The sequence below is a fragment of the Pseudomonas sp. B21-059 genome (genome assembly GCF_026016285.1).
GTDB classification, from domain to species: domain Bacteria; phylum Pseudomonadota; class Gammaproteobacteria; order Pseudomonadales; family Pseudomonadaceae; genus Aquipseudomonas; species Aquipseudomonas danubii.
The window spans coordinates 2,992,441-3,005,603 of sequence record NZ_CP087201.1; the positions used below are offsets into that span (position 1 = coordinate 2,992,441).

Below are 13,163 nucleotides of genomic sequence, written 5' to 3' on the forward strand. Positions count from 1 at the left end.
TCCCTTTTTGCCTGGAGCCTGAGCATGCGCTTTTCACAACTGACCCAACGTATTGCCGGAGACGGCGCCGCCGCCTGGGACATTCATTACCGGGCCCTGGCCAAACGCGAACGTGGCGAGGAAGTCTGGTTGCTGTCGGTGGGCGACCCGGATTTCGACACCCCCCAGCCCATCGTCCAGGCGGCCATCGACAGCCTGCAGGCCGGCCACACCCATTACGCCGATGTGCGCGGCAAGCGCGCCTTGCGTGAGGCCATTGCCCGGCGTCATCAGCAGCGCAGCGGGCAAGTGGTGGATGCCGAGCAAGTGGTGGTGCTGGCCGGTGCCCAGTGCGCCCTGTACAGCGTGGCCCAGTGCCTGCTGGACCCGGGCGATGAGGTGATCGTGGCCGAGCCGATGTACGTCACCTATGAAGCGGTGTTCGGTGCCTGCAATGCCCAGGTGGTGCCGCTGCCGGTGCGGGCCGAGGACGGCTTTCGGGTGCAGCCCGAGGCGGTTGCCGCGCGCATCACCGGCAAGACCCGGGCCCTGGTGCTCAACAGCCCGCACAACCCCACGGGCGCCAGCATCCCTCGGGCCACCTGGGAAGCCCTGGCGGCGCTGTGCATCGAACATGACCTGTGGCTGATCTGCGATGAGGTCTACAGCGAGCTGCTGTATGACGGCGAACACGTCAGCCCGGCCAGCCTGCCGGGCATGGCCGAGCGCACCGCGACCCTCAACAGCCTGTCCAAGTCCCACGCCATGACCGGCTGGCGCCTGGGCTGGGTGGTGGCGCCGACGGCCCTGGCCGCGCACCTGGAAAACCTCGCCCTGTGCATGCTCTACGGCTCGCCGGAATTCATCCAGAACGCGGCCATCGTGGCCCTGGAGCAACCCTTGCCGCAGCTGCGGGACATGGCCGAGGCCTATCGCCAGCGGCGGGATCTGGTCTGCGACTGCCTGGCCGATTGCCCCGGTGCCCGGCCGTTGAAGCCTGATGGCGGCATGTTCGTCATGGTCGACATCCGCGCCACCGGGCTCAGCGCCCAGGCCTTCAGCCAGCGCCTGTTGGACGAGCAGGGAGTCTCGGTGCTGGCCGGCGAAGCCTTCGGCCCCAGTGCCGCCGGGCATATCCGCCTGGGGCTGGTGCTGCAGCCGGATGACTTGCGCGAAGCCTGCCGGCGCATTGCCCTGTGCGCTGAGCACTGCCTGAGCCGCCGGGTTGCACCTGCCACTTTGCCCACTGTTTGAGGAGTCTTCATGAAGGTACTGATCGTTCACGCCCACCCCGAACCGCAATCCTTCACCGCCGCCTTGCGCGACCAGGCCCGCAGCACCTTGGAGGCCCAGGGGCATCAGGTGCAGGTCAGCGATCTGTACGCCATGAACTGGAATCCGGTGGCCAGCGCTGCGGATTTTGCCGCCCGGGATAATCCGGATTATCTGGTGTACGCCCTGGAGCAACGCCTGGGGGTGAAGAACGCCAGCATCGCCGCCGACATCCAGGCCGAGCTGGACAAGCTGCTGTGGGCTGACCTGTTGATCCTCAACTTCCCGGTGTTCTGGTTCTCGGTGCCGGCCATGCTCAAGGGCTGGATCGACCGGGTGCTGGTGTCGGGGGTGTGTTATGGCGGCAAGCGCTTCTATGACCAGGGCGGGCTGGCGGGCAAGAAGGCCCTGGTGACCCTGACCCTGGGCGGGCGCGAGCACATGTTTGGCGAGGGTGCGATCCATGGACCGCTCGAAGAGATGTTGCGCCCGTTGCTGCGCGGTACTTTGGCCTATGTCGGTTGTGACGTACTGGAACCGTTCGTGGCCTGGCATGTGCCTTACATCAGCCAGGAGGCCCGAGAAGAGTTTCTGCACAGCTACCAGCAGCGCCTGCAAGACCTGGCGGACGAGCAACCGTTGGTTTTTCCACGTCTGGACCAATTCGACGAAGCCCTGCATCCACTGCCCCTGTAGCCGCTGCCGCAGGCTGCGAACGGCCCGCGAGGGCCGCGGCGTTCTTGAGATCGCTGCGAGTTTGGCGGGCGATCGTCAAGCAAGGTCCTGCGGACCTTTGCGCAGCTTCGCCGTGGCTCAGCAGCGGCTACAGGGCCAATGCCGAACGGGGTTGTGTAGCCGCTGCCGCAGGCTGCGAACGGCTTGGGCGGCATTCCGACGCAGGAGACGCGGGGATCTTGACGGCGACAGAAGTTTGTCTGGAAATCGTCAGGCAAGGCCCTTTGGGCCTTTGCGCAGCTTCGCCGTGGCTCAGCAGCGGCTACAGGGCCAGTGCCGATCGGGGTTGTGTAGCCGCTGCCGCAGGCTGCGAACGGCTCCGCAGGAGACGCGGGGATCTTAAGGCCGCCCAAGATCGGCAGGCGATCGTCAGGCAAGGCCCTTTGGGCCTTTGCGCAGCTTCGCGGGCTCAGCAGCGGCTACAGGGGGCGGCGATTCTATGGGGCGCTCAGAAGCGCAGGGTTGCTCCGGTGGTCAGCCAGCGGTCGCGGTCTTCGGTCAGGTGCTGGCCAACGATCAGGTCCAGGTCCAGGTGCTGCCCCACGTGCAGGCGCGGGCCGGCCTGCCAGCCCTGTTCGCCGCCGCGCTGGCCGTAGCGCTCGGCAATCAGGGTCAGGCTCGGCATGAGGTCGTATTCCACACCGCTGCCCCAGGTCCAGCGGTGGTTCTGCTCGCCATCGTCGTAGGCATGGGTCCAGCCGGCATTGAGGTTCAGGCGCAGGCGGTCGCTGGCGCTGAAGGTCAGGGGCAGGGTGAGGTCGCCGCCGTCGAAGCTGTGGTGGCGGTTCAGGGCCCAGTGGGCGGAGCCGGCCAGGGCCAGTTGCAGGCCCAGGTCTTCGCGGTTCAGCAGTTGGACCTTGATCTGCGGGCTGAGCTGGGTTTCGCCGTGATCGTCGGCCTGCTGGCGCTGCACGGCGGCCCCCAGTTGCACCCAGGGCAGTTGGCTGAAGGTGCAGGCCGGGGCAATCACGCTGTTGTGGCTGGAGCCTTGATGCCGGGTGCTCTGGTACCAGACATCGACATTGCATTCCCCGGGGGCGTTGATGGCGCCGTCATCCACTACATAGGCACCGCCGGCGGCCTGGGCCTTGGAGCACAGGGCCAGGGTGGCGGTGGCCCCGACAGTGAGGGCGAGGAACAGCAGGTTGCGTTTGAGCATGCGGCTTTTTGCGGCAGGCAGGGTGTGGCCCCAGGAGGCGGAACGCGAGGAGCGATGTGGACGGTGCTTGGACATGGCGGATCTCGTTCTGTTGGGGCGCCGGACCGCTTGGTTGGGGAGCCGGCGCGGGTGGGTGCTGCGTGGGGTGTTTACTGGTCGTCGACCGACAGGGTCTGGATGCCGCGGACCCGGGCCTGGGCCAGCAACTCTTCGGTGTCTTCCCCGCCGGGCAGGGCGAGGACGATGTCCGGGCGGCTGTCGGCCAGCATGAAGCTGTTGCGCAGGCGCTCGGCGTGTTTGCCGTGCAGTTGCCAGTTGGGCGGGTAGCGGACGATGTGGGTCCCGGTTTCCCGGGCCCAGTCCTCGATGTGGGCACCGAGGAACTGGCTGCCGCCGTGGATCACCACCCGCACTTCGTGCAGGCGCTGGAAGGCTTCCAGGACCCGGCGGCACAGGCGGCTGTCGGCGTAGTAGCGGCCGGCGCAGATCAGGACGCGCATGGGCTGTCCTCCTTGGCTCCGGTCACGGGGTGCTCGGCGCCGGGCGCTTCGGCCAGGGGCTCGCTGAGGTAGCCGTGCTCGATGTCGCGCTCACCGGCGCGCTCCAGGGCCGGGTAGGCCAGGGCGGCGATGTGGTGGTGGACTCGGCGGTAGTCGCGCAGCAGGCGCTGGAAGATGTCTCCGGATTCGGCCCAGGCACTCTGGTCTTCGCGCAGTTGGCGAAAGTGCTCGCGGCCGGCGGCGGCTTCCAGGCGCCGCACGTTTTCCTTGCGCGCCAGCAACTGGTGGGCGGTGGGCAGGTCTTCGCGCAGGAACACGGTGATGGCCAGGCTCAGGCTGTCCAGCAACTCCTGGTGCAGCGGGTACAGGGTGCCCAACTCGAAAGCGGAAAAGGCCTCGCCACGGCGCAGACGCCTTACTGCCAATTGCGCCAGGCTGGTGGAAAGAATGTCGCCGGCGTGTTCAAGGTTGATCACCAGCAGCAGGATTTCCTGGGAGCGGTCGGCGTCCTGGTCGCTGATGCCTTCCTTGCCGATGTCCGCCAGGTAGGCGCGGATCGCCGCGCTGAGCAGGTCCAGGGACTGGTCGATGTGCCGCACCTGCTCGGCATGGGTGATGCTTGAGGTGCGAAACAGCTGCAGCACCCGGTCGAGCATGCTCGAAAGCATGTCGGCCATGCGCAGGGCTTCGCGGGCAGCGTTGGCCAGGCCGATATTGGCCACTTCCAGGCCGGCCTGGTCCAGGTACAGCGGCATGCCCGGATCGGTGACCGGGGCGGGAGCCGGCAGCAGCCGGGTCAGCAGCTTGCCCAGGGGCTCGGTGAAGCCAATGAACAGCAGACCGAGGATCAGGCTGAAGGCGCTGTGCAGGTAGACCACCAGCAACTCCGGTGGCAGGGCTTGCACTGCGTCCAGGTGGGCCAAGGCGGTGATCCAGGGCAGCACCAGGACCACGCCCACCAGGCGCACCAGCAGGTTGCCCAGGGGCAGGCGCCGGGCCACGTTGCCGCTGGCGCCGAGCAGGGATGGCAGGGTGCCGCCGAGGTTGACCCCCAGCACCAGGGCCATGCTGGTGGCTGGCGACAGCAGGCCGGTGCCGGCCAGGGAGGCGATCAGCAGCACCACCGCGACGCTGGAGTGGCACATCCAGGTCAGCAGCATGGCCACCAGCAGCGCCAGCAACAGGTCGCCGTCGAGGCTGGTCATCACCAGTTGGAACACCGGTGTGCTTTCCACCGCGCCCAGGGTGGCGCCGAGCATGCCCAGGGCCAGCAGCATCAGGCCCAGGCCGATCAGCGCGCAGCCGATGCTTTCAAAGCGCGAGTCGTCCCGCAGGCGGAAGGTCAGGAAACCCGCCAGCAGCAGCACCGGGGCCAGCAGCGAGAGGTCGAGGCTGAGCAGCTGGACCACCAGGGTCGAGCCGATATTGGCCCCCAGCATCACCGCCAGCGCGGGGGCCAGGCCCAGGGTGCCGGCAGCGGTAAAGGAGCTGGCCATCAGGCTCACTGCGGTGCTGCTTTGCAGCACGCCAGTGATGCCGACGCCGCACAGCAGCGCCAGCCAGCGGTTGTTCAGGTGTTGCCCGAGCCAGTGCCGCAGCGGGCTGCCGAAGCCGCGCAGGAGTGATCCGCAGATCATCTGCGAACCCCACAGCAGCAGGGCGATGGCGCCGGCCAGGTTGATCAGAAGAGTGGTGCCCGACATGAGTGTGCTCCCGGGTCGGTGACAGGTTCAGGCCATCGCCACGCGCAGCGAGGCGCGGGTGAGGGCGGCGCTGAAACCCAGCAGAAAACGAATTTCAACGGCGCTCAGCAGGCCGCGGACATACAGCCGGATGCTCACGCGGGTGAGCAGGCGGGCGCAGGTGCACAGGCTGCAGACCAGCAGGGCCTGGAGGCCGCGTTGCAATATGGAAAAAGGCTTGAGATACATGGCGATGCTCCTTTCGGGCGAACAGCGTCGCCGTCGGCAGGGCGCTGGCCGCGCCGACGGTGGCATCGTTGGTTAGGTGTATCGGGCGCGGCCGTCCGAGGGCGGCCGCGCCGGGCTCACGCCCTTAGAACCAGGCCCTTAGAACCACTGCTTGAAGCGGCGGATGTACAGGGTCTTCATGGTCTGGGCGACCACGCAGTAGGCGAGCAGGGTGCCCACCAGCCAAGGGAAGTATTCCCACGGCAGCGGCACCAGGCCGACCATGCTGCCCAGGGGCGAGAAGGGCACGTAGATCCCCAGCGCCATCACCAGTCCCGTGGCCAGCATCACCGGCAGGGCCGCGGTGCTCTGGATGAACGGGATCTTGCGGGTGCGCAGCATGTGCACCACCAGGGTCTGCGAGAGCAGCCCTTCGATGAACCAGCCGGACTGGAACAGGGCGGCCATTTCCACGCTGTTGGCGGCGAACACGTACCACATCAGGGCGAAGGTGGTGATGTCGAAGATCGACGAGGTCGGCCCGATCCACAGCATGAAGCGCCCGATGTTGTTGGCGTCCCACTTGCGCGGCTTGGCCAGGTACTCCTTGTCCATCTTGTCCCACGGCAGGGCCAGCTGGGAGAAGTCGTACATCAGGTTCTGCAGCAGCAGGTGGATCGCCAGCATCGGCAGGAAGGGGATGAAGGCACTGGCCACCAGTACCGAGAACACGTTGCCGAAGTTGGAGCTGGCGGTCATGTTCAGGTACTTCATGATGTTGCCGAAGGTCTCGCGACCCTTGATCACCCCTTCCTCCAGCACCATCAGGCTCTTTTCCAGGAGGATGATGTCCGCCGATTCCTTGGCGATGTCGGTGCCGCTGTCCACCGAGATGCCGACGTCGGCATCGCGCAGGGCCGGGGCGTCGTTGATGCCGTCGCCGAGGAAGCCCACGGTGTGGCCGTTGGCTTGCAGGGCCTTGAGCACCCGGGATTTCTGCAGGGGGGTGAGCTTGGCGAACACCGTGCGCTCTTCCACCAGGCGCCCGAGCACCTGGTCATCCATGTGCTCGATGTCGCGACCCAGCAGCGGTTCGCCCGCTTCCAGGCCCACTTCGCGGCAGATCTTCGCGGTGACGATGGGGTTGTCGCCGGTCAGCACCTTGACTGTCACGCCGTTGTCACGCAGGGCGGCGATAGCCGGGCCGGCGGTTTCCTTGGGCGGATCGAGGAAGGTCAGGAAGCCTTCGATCACCAGCTCGCGCTCATCGCTGGCGCTGTACTGGCTGCGGGTCTGGCCCTTGGGCAGGTCCCGGGTGCCCACCAGCAGCACGCGGAAGCCGTCGCGGTTGTAGTCCTCGGCCAGTTGCAGCAGGGCGGCGCGGCGCTCGGCGTCGAGGCTCACGGCCAGTCCGTCCTGGCGTACCCGGGTGGCGGTTTCCAGCATTTCTTCCACCGCGCCCTTGCACACCAGCAGGTGATCGCCACGGGCATCGGCGAGGATCACCGACAGGCGCCGACGGACGAAGTCGAAGGGCAGCTCATCGACCTTGCGCCAGGCGGCCGGCGGGGTGAAGTGCGGGTTGCCCTCGGCGAAGCTGACCACGGCGCGATCCATCAGGTTCTTCATGCCGCTCTGGTGGTGGCTGTTGAGCCAGGCCAGTTGCAGCACCGCATCGCAGCGGCTGCCGCTGATGTCGACGTGGTGTTCGAGGATGATCCGGTCCTGGGTCAGGGTGCCGGTCTTGTCGGTGCACAGCACGTCCATGGCGCCGAAGTTCTGGATCGCGTTGAGGCGCTTGACCACCACCTTGCGCTTGGCCATGGCCGCAGCGCCCTTGGCCAGGTTGGCGCTGACGATCATCGGCAGCATTTCCGGGGTCAGGCCGACGGCCACCGCCAGGGCGAACATGAAGGCTTCGGCCCAGTCGCCCTTGGTGAAGCCATTGATCAGCAGCACCACTGGCACCATCACCAGCATGAAGCGGATCAGCAGCCAGCTGACGCTGTTGACCCCACGGTCGAAGGCGGTCTGGGTGCGCGAGCCGACGATGGAGCGGGCCAGGGAGCCGAAGTAGGTGCGCCCGCCGGTGGCCACCACCACGGCGGTGGCGGTGCCGCTGACCACGTTGGTGCCCATGAAGCAGATGTTGGGCAGGTCCAGCAGGTCTTGCTGGTCGGCGGCCAGGGCCTGGGCGGATTTTTCCTGCACGGCCCCCAGGGTGTCGTATTTCTCCACCGGCAGGGCTTCGCCGGTGAGCACCGCCTGGCTGATGAACAGGTCACGGGATTCGATCAGGCGGATGTCCGCCGGGATCATGTCGCCGGCCGACAGCTGGATGATGTCGCCCACCACCAGTTCGCGCATCGGTACTTCGCGAACCCGGGCCTGCATGCCCATCTGCTCGCGGCGCAGCACCGCGGCGGTGGTGCGGACCATGGCCTTGAGGGCTTCGGCGGCCTTGGCCGAGCGGTGTTCCTGCCAGAAGCGCATCAGGCCGCTGGCCAGCACCATCACCAGGACGATGATCACGCCGGTCAGATCAGTTTCTTCGCCGGCTTGCAGCGGCAGCCAGAAGTCGGTGAAGAAACTGATACCGGTCAGGGTCATCAGCACATAGATGAAGGGGTTGTTGAAGGCTTGCAGCAATTGCACCAGGGCGTGAGGCGGACGGTCGTGGGCGACCTCGTTGTGGCCATCCCGTTGCAGGCGGCCTTCGGCGTCCAGTTCAGTCAGGCCAGCGGTGCTGGAGTTGACGTTGGCCAGGGTCACGGCCAGGCCGTTCTGGGCTTCGCGGGCGGCACGCATCGACAGTTTGTTGCTGTCGCGGGTGGCGCTGGTGTTGCGGGAAGTTGTGGTTTTTACAGTCATTGCGTGTGCTCCTGCCGCCTGACTACGGCACGACACAGCGACCACTCAACTAATTAAAGACGAGCGAAAGTATGTCGAGCCGCAGGTTAGCGATCGATACGGATCTTGGCGTTTTTCAGGTTTTAACGTTCGCTGCCCAAACAATGAAGTTGAATGGACAGCGAACCTACTACTGGCCTCTTCCATAACTTTCTCCAGCAAGTTTTATTAACGAGAAGGCAATAAGGCGCCGTCAAACTTCCAAGTAAGAAGTTTGTGTGAAAACAACGGAAAGTGACCGTTGATTTATGGGTAAGTGCGCGCCCCGAGGTACAGGCCGAAGATCAGTCCGGCCTGCTGCAAGAGCAGGGCCGCGCCCCGACTCTGCGGGTCCTGGCTGTCGTCCAGGCTCCAGCGTTGTTGCAGCTGGCCGGTCATCGGGCAGACGCGCCAATTGGCCCGCAGGGCGGTGGCGGCGCAAGGTGAGGATGAGGAGAACGGCGAGCGTGCGAGAGCCTTGGGCTCACGGCACAGCTTGACCCGCATGGTGGCGGCAAAGGCGCGTACGCCGGGCATTACAGAAGATGTGAAGTGCATGACTTGTGCCTCGTGACCGGACTGGTTCCGGGGAGGCAAGTTACGTTGGAGCGTCAAGCCCTAGCGCAGCTCACCCGACCGCGGAGTCGAGTCCCGTCATTTTTCAGGGGTGCCTGGCGCTGCGCAGCGGCAGTGACCAGACAGCGTCTAGATACTGTGTCCATTGGCTTCTTTAGTGAGTTGAAAAAAGGCCGGATTTCCCGGCCCGCGCAATTTACTCAGGAGGGTCCATCGAGTCAAGGTTAAATTGCCTTGAATCGTTGTTCGATGATGAAGTTTCAGGTGAGGTTCAGCTTGAGGGATGAGTTCAGGCGTCGAGAGTGGGAAACATATAAGGGATACAAATAAAAAGTGCCCATGACCGATGGGGCGTCATGGGCACTGAATATAACTTCGCGGATTATCAGTTCAGCAAGTGCCGGGAGATATCCTTGTAAGTGTTGCTGTCGGTGGCGGCCATCAGTTGCCGTCCATCCTTTAAGGTGCCGATGAAGGTCACCTCGTTTTCAGTCCCCGCCATCAGGTAACCGGCAATGGCGCCTACTGGCCCCAGCAGCATGGCGCCGGCCACGCCATAACCGAAGGCGTCCTTGTTGGCGACGGGGCTTTCAGTAGCGATTTCCAGGCTCTTGAAGGCCGATGCCTTGATCTCGACACCGGCGCTGTTGAGCACTGTCTTGAGCCTGAAGGTGCCGTGGCGGTACTCGCCGGCGCCCTGCAGAAAATCGCCCGATAAAACTTCAATATTTGCCATGTTGAATCATCCTTATCCAAGCATAACGAGACGGACCATTGAGCCCCTGGTCAGTGGGGGCGTCAACGGGGTTGCGATGAAGGGTGCTACCGCCAGTCCGCCTTCACCTGTCCTGAGCCTCGGTCAGGATCTCGCGCTCAATGCTGATCCAGATCAGGGCTGTGAAAGGTTGTAGCAGGGGATGGCGACTGGACCTCGATGTTCCGACCAGTGGCGGGCGCGGGCCGGAGGCAACGGGCAGGAAAAAGCGATGTTAAAAAATGTTAGATTGAAAAATATCTTCACATAATCCGCTCATTGGTGGATGATCATTCACAGCCAACGCTCAACCTGATAACAACAGCAACAGGATGGCCATGATGATCGCTTCGCTCCTGCCTCTCTCGGCACCGGTTCACGGTGCCATGCACCTTCCGGGCTTGCCGTCTGGCGCTGCGCCTGTTGCCGCTCTCTGTGTTGCATTTGCCGGACCTGCAATCCGGATTTCCCTGTCCTGCCCGGTTCTTGCCCGGCGCCTGTCCGGCGCGGCACAGTCCTGGTCTATTTCTGGAGTCCCCCATGAATAACAACAATGTCGGTGTCATCGGTCTTGGCGCCATGGGCCTGGGTATCGCCCGTTCGCTGTTGCGCAGTGGTTTCAAGGTGCACGCCTGCGATGTGCGTGCCGCGGTCACCGAGCAGTTCGCCGCTGAAGGCGGCGTGGCCTGCGCCTCGGCCGCGCAGTTGGCAGAGCAGTGCGAGGTAATCATCACCGTGGTGGTCAACGCCGAGCAGACTGAAAGCGTGCTGTTTGGCGAGGGCGGGGCGGTCGCGGCCCTGCGCCCCGGCAGCCTGGTGATCGGCTGCGCCACTGTGGCCCCGACTTACGCCGTGGACCTGGGCCAGCGCCTGGAGGCCCTGGGCTTGCTCTATCTGGATGCGCCGATCTCCGGGGGCGCGGCCAAGGCTGCCGCCGGCGAGATGACCATGATGACCTCCGGTCCGGCCGGCGCTTACGCCAAGGCTGAGGCGATCCTTGCGGGCATGGCCGGCAAGGTCTACCGCCTGGGGGATGCCCACGGCCTGGGCTCCAAGGTCAAGATCATCAACCAGTTGCTGGCCGGGGTGCACATTGCCGCCTCCGCCGAAGCCATGGCCCTGGGCCTGCGCGAAGGGGTGGACGCCGATGCCCTGTACGAGGTGATCACCCACAGCGCCGGCAATTCCTGGATGTTCGAGAACCGCGTGCCGCATATCCTCAAGGCCGACTACACGCCACTGTCCGCGGTGGACATCTTCGTCAAGGACCTGGGCCTGGTGCTGGATACCGCCCGCGCCAGCAAATTCCCGCTGCCGCTGTCGGCCACCGCGCACCAGATGTTCATGCAGGCTTCCAGCGCCGGTTTCGGTCGCGAGGACGACTCGGCGGTGATCAAGATCTTCCCGGGCATCGACCTGCCCGTGGCCAAGCCTGATGCCGTTTGAGGAGCCTGTGATGACGACTTCCACTCCACGCCCGTTGCTGGGTTGCATCGCCGATGACTTCACCGGTGCCACCGACCTGGCCAACATGCTGGTGCGCGGCGGCATGCGCACGGTGCAGAGCATCGGCATTCCCAGCGCCGAAGTGGCCGCCGGCCTGGACGCCGACGCCGTGGTGATCGCGCTGAAGTCCCGCACCACCCCGGTGGGCGAGGCGGTGGCCGAATCCCTGGCGGCGCTGCAATGGCTGCGCGAGCAAGGCTGCGAACAGATCTTCTTCAAGTACTGCTCGACCTTCGACTCCACCGCGGCGGGCAACATCGGTCAGGTCAGCGAGGCCTTGCTCAAGGCCCTGGGTGGCGACTTCACCCTGGCCTGCCCGGCGTTTCCGGAGAACGGCCGGACGATTTTCCGTGGCCATCTGTTTGTCCAGGACCAGTTGCTCAACGAGTCGGGCATGCAGCATCACCCGCTGACGCCGATGACCGACGCCAACCTGGTGCGGGTGCTGCAGGCGCAGACCGCACTGCCGGTGGGCCTGCTGCGCTACGACAGCGTGGCCCAGGGCGTGGACGCGGTGCGGGCGAAGATCGCCGAACTGCGGCAAAAGGGCGTCGCCATGGCGATTGCCGATGCGCTGTCCGATGCCGACCTCTATACCCTCGGCGCCGCCTGCGCCGACCTGCCGCTGTTGACCGGCGGTTCCGGGTTGGCCCTGGGCCTGCCGGAGAATTTCCGCCGCGCCGGCAAGTTGCGTGATCTCGACGCCGCGAATCTGCCGTCGGTGGCCGGTGGCGAAGTGGTGCTGGCCGGCAGCGCCTCGGCGGCCACCAATGCCCAGGTGGACGCCTGGCTTGAGGCCGAGCGTCCAGCCCTACGCATCGATCCCCTGGCCCTGGCAGCGGGCGAATCGGTGGTGGCCCAGGCCCTGGCCTTTGTCCAGGCGCAGCAGGACACGGTGCTGATCTACGCCACCAGCACTCCCGAGCAGGTCAAGGCGGTGCAGCGGCAATTGGGCGTCGAGCGTGCCGGGGCCCTGGTGGAGAACGCCCTGGGCGAGATCGCCCGTGGCCTGCGGGATAACGGCGTGCGGCGCTTTGTGGTGGCCGGCGGCGAAACCTCCGGAGCGGTGGTCAAGGCCCTAGGCGTGCGCCTGCTGCAGATCGGTGCGCAGATCGATCCCGGGGTGCCGGCCACGGTCAGCAGTGGCGGTGAACCCCTGGCCCTGGCCCTGAAGTCCGGCAACTTCGGCGGTCGCGACTTTTTCGCCAAGGCCCTGCGCCAACTGGCCGGAGGTCAGCCATGAGCCGCGAAAACGCCCTGCGCGAAGAAATCTGCGACGTCGGCCATAGCCTCTATCAGCGTGGCTACACCGTGGGCAGCGCCGGCAATATCAGCGCGCGGCTCGACGATGGCTGGCTGATCACCCCCACCGATGTCTGCCTCGGGCGCCTCGATCCGGCAGCCATCGCCAAGGTCAACCTGGCGGGGGAGTGGGTCAGCGGCGACAAGCCGTCCAAGACCCTGGCCCTGCATCGCCAGGTGTATGACCGCAATCCGGGTGTGGGCGGGGTGGTGCACACCCATTCCACTCACCTGGTGGCACTGACCCTGGCCGGGGTCTGGCGCGACGACGACATCCTGCCGCCGCTGACCCCGTACCAGGTGATGAAGGTCGGGCACATTCCACTGATCGGCTACCAGCGTCCGGGTTCGCCCAAGGTCGCCGAGCAGGTGGCGCAACTGGCCAACCGGGTGCGCGGGGTGATGCTCGAACGCCTGGGCCCGGTGGTCTGGGAAAGCAGCGTGTCCAAGGCCAGCTATGCCCTGGAAGAACTGGAGGAAACCGCGCGCCTGTGGCTGATGAGCCAGCCGCGACCTGAGCCCCTGGATCAACACGCCCTGGACGAACTGCGGGACGCTTTCGGCACCGCCTGGTAATCACT

The 13,163-nt window shown here is 65.6% G+C and carries 12 protein-coding genes; 5 read left to right on the forward strand and 7 right to left on the reverse strand.

The window, feature by feature from the left end; all coding sequences use genetic code 11:
* Positions 1-24 precede the first annotated feature (24 nt).
* Both LOY69_RS13750 and LOY69_RS13755 read left to right on the forward strand, forming a co-directional pair.
* Positions 25-1,233: a pyridoxal phosphate-dependent aminotransferase gene (locus tag LOY69_RS13750; RefSeq protein WP_265074755.1), complete on the forward strand. Its 1,209-nt coding sequence runs from the start codon at positions 25-27 to the stop codon at positions 1,231-1,233.
* Positions 1,234-1,242: 9 nt separating this feature from the next.
* Positions 1,243-1,947 carry an NAD(P)H-dependent oxidoreductase gene (locus LOY69_RS13755; protein WP_265074756.1) on the forward strand — a complete coding sequence of 235 codons (705 nt, stop codon included), beginning with the start codon at positions 1,243-1,245 and terminating at the stop codon, positions 1,945-1,947.
* Positions 1,948-2,434: 487 nt separating this feature from the next.
* On the opposite strand, the gene LOY69_RS13760 is transcribed toward LOY69_RS13755, so the two are convergent.
* From LOY69_RS13760 to LOY69_RS13790, 7 genes are all read right to left on the reverse strand, one after another.
* Positions 2,435-3,220 (reverse strand): hypothetical protein, encoded by a 786-nt coding sequence (locus LOY69_RS13760; RefSeq protein ID WP_265074757.1) that lies wholly within the window; start codon positions 3,218-3,220, stop codon positions 2,435-2,437.
* Between the two features lie 74 nt (positions 3,221-3,294).
* On the reverse strand, positions 3,295-3,645 hold the full coding sequence (locus LOY69_RS13765) for a DUF2493 domain-containing protein (RefSeq protein ID WP_265074758.1): 351 nt from the start codon (positions 3,643-3,645) through the stop codon (positions 3,295-3,297).
* Complete coding sequence (locus tag LOY69_RS13770; RefSeq protein ID WP_265074759.1) at positions 3,633-5,348, reverse strand: Na/Pi cotransporter family protein; 1,716 nt, start codon at positions 5,346-5,348, stop codon at positions 3,633-3,635. Before LOY69_RS13770 ends, LOY69_RS13765 begins: the two co-directional genes overlap by 13 nt.
* A 27-nt stretch (positions 5,349-5,375) precedes the next feature.
* Positions 5,376-5,576 carry a hypothetical protein gene (locus LOY69_RS13775; protein ID WP_110595533.1) on the reverse strand — a complete coding sequence of 67 codons (201 nt, stop codon included), beginning with the start codon at positions 5,574-5,576 and terminating at the stop codon, positions 5,376-5,378.
* 138 nt (positions 5,577-5,714) lie between these two features.
* Positions 5,715-8,426, reverse strand: a complete 2,712-nt coding sequence (gene mgtA, locus LOY69_RS13780) for a magnesium-translocating P-type ATPase (protein WP_102879668.1) — start codon at positions 8,424-8,426, stop codon at positions 5,715-5,717.
* A gap of 285 nt (positions 8,427-8,711) precedes the next feature.
* A complete protein-coding gene (locus LOY69_RS13785; protein ID WP_102864541.1) occupies positions 8,712-9,002 on the reverse strand; it encodes a hypothetical protein in 291 nt (96 codons plus the stop codon).
* Between the two features lie 403 nt (positions 9,003-9,405).
* Complete coding sequence (locus LOY69_RS13790; RefSeq protein ID WP_102864542.1) at positions 9,406-9,756, reverse strand: hypothetical protein; 351 nt, start codon at positions 9,754-9,756, stop codon at positions 9,406-9,408.
* Between the two features lie 558 nt (positions 9,757-10,314).
* On the opposite strand from LOY69_RS13790, the gene ltnD reads away from it, so the two are divergent.
* Genes ltnD through LOY69_RS13805 form a run of 3 tightly spaced genes read left to right on the forward strand, consistent with a single transcriptional unit; the run spans position 10,315 to position 13,158 of the window.
* Positions 10,315-11,220 (forward strand): L-threonate dehydrogenase, encoded by a 906-nt coding sequence (ltnD, locus tag LOY69_RS13795; RefSeq protein ID WP_110651527.1) that lies wholly within the window; start codon positions 10,315-10,317, stop codon positions 11,218-11,220.
* A 10-nt stretch (positions 11,221-11,230) separates the two neighbouring features.
* On the forward strand, positions 11,231-12,523 hold the full coding sequence (gene otnK, locus LOY69_RS13800) for a 3-oxo-tetronate kinase (protein ID WP_265074760.1): 1,293 nt from the start codon (positions 11,231-11,233) through the stop codon (positions 12,521-12,523).
* Complete coding sequence (locus LOY69_RS13805) at positions 12,520-13,158, forward strand: aldolase (RefSeq protein WP_102879665.1); 639 nt, start codon at positions 12,520-12,522, stop codon at positions 13,156-13,158. Before otnK ends, LOY69_RS13805 begins: the two co-directional genes overlap by 4 nt.
* Positions 13,159-13,163 lie beyond the last annotated feature (5 nt).